Origin of the sequence: Bacillus sp. JJ1503 (genome assembly GCF_036965125.1) — a bacterium.
Classification (GTDB): domain Bacteria; phylum Bacillota; class Bacilli; order Bacillales; family Cytobacillaceae; genus Cytobacillus.
In genome coordinates, this window is the sequence record NZ_JBALOZ010000542.1 from 1 (window position 1) to 1,328 (window position 1,328).

General features: G+C 30.0%; 1 protein-coding gene. It reads right to left on the reverse strand.

Annotation, left to right across the window (positions count from 1 at the left end):
• Nucleotides 1-58: 58 nt before the first annotated feature.
• A complete protein-coding gene (locus V7149_RS26415) occupies nt 59-934 on the reverse strand; it encodes a LysR family transcriptional regulator (RefSeq protein WP_335348517.1) in 876 nt (291 codons plus the stop codon).
• Between the last annotated feature and the right edge of the window lie 394 nt (nt 935-1,328).

The window sequence follows — 1,328 nt, forward strand, 5'->3', positions numbered from 1 at the left end:
GGTACATGCTGCTTTAAAATTTAATAATATTTATTATTTAAAAAATCTAGGATACGTCTCATTCTAATGAGGAAGAAATATATGAAACCATTTCTCTTGCTGCATAGGAAACATACTTATTTTTATTTAAAATAATTCCTAACTTCCACATAGGTGGATTATCTATAGGAATAGCTTTAATAATACTTTGATCTACTTTTTGTGCAACGGATTGAGGAAAAATCGAGATACCCAGATTCTGGCCCACCATCTCCGAGATGAAATCCCAATAGATACTCTGATATGTAACATTTGGTTTAAATCCTACTTGTATACACTCCTGCATTATTTGCTGATAGAGAGTAGAATCATCTGGAAAAAGGACGAATGATTCATCTTTTACCTCCAGTAAAGAAACCTTCTTTCTAGTAGCGAGAGGGTGAGAAGAATGAACAAATAGCACCATCTCCTCTTCTACAAACGGTATAACATCAAATTCATCCTCTACAGGTAATGCAGCTACACCTAAATCTAGTATTCCCTCATTGACAGCTTGTTTTATCTTTATTACATGATTTTCTACTAATTGTATCGAAATATTGGGATACAAATCTCGAAAGCCTTTTATGATTTTGGGAAAAAATAAAAATCCTATGAGAGGAGGAACCCCAATTTTTAACTTTCCTTTTTTCAAATTCATCATATCGTTTAAAAGCGATGATAAATCATCAAGCAATCCTAAAATCTTTTGTCCTTCCTCAAAAACAATTTCTCCAGCAACGGTTAACTCAATTTTCTTCGCTGAACGATCAATAAGTTCAACGTTCAACTCATCTTCTAGATTTCGGACCATTTTGCTAATGGTTGGTTGAGATAAGCATAGAACTTGAGCTGCTCGTGTAAAGCTTTTTTGCTTTGCCACTTCTATAAAATAGTACAATTGCTTAGTATCCATTTTCGACCCCTCTATAGATATATTTCATGATTATTATATATATTATTCATATTACCTATAATTAGAGTGGAAGTAAACTAGCTTTGATAAGTATTAAAAATAAATGGACGACATTTTTACATATGATAGAAATCAGATTATCAATGAGAAGATAAGAGACAATAAAATTAATTGTAACTGCATTTAGAATATAGAAAACTAGCTAAATTTTAAAAAGATTGCTATTTCAAGATAATTATGTTCTACTTCACAGTTTGTAAACCGGAATGGTAATTACAAGCTTTAATCATAGATAAAATGCATGGTTTTTATAATTTATATTCATTTTACTTATATTAAAATATCAGTTACATTAATAAATGTTAAGGTATTTTTTGAAAATATAGTATAAATA

What these genes read in the sequence shown, in the direction of transcription:
- V7149_RS26415 (WP_335348517.1), bottom strand. Translation starts at nt 934, where the DNA reads ATGGATACTAAGCAATTGTACTATTTTATAGAAGTGGCAAAGCAAAAA.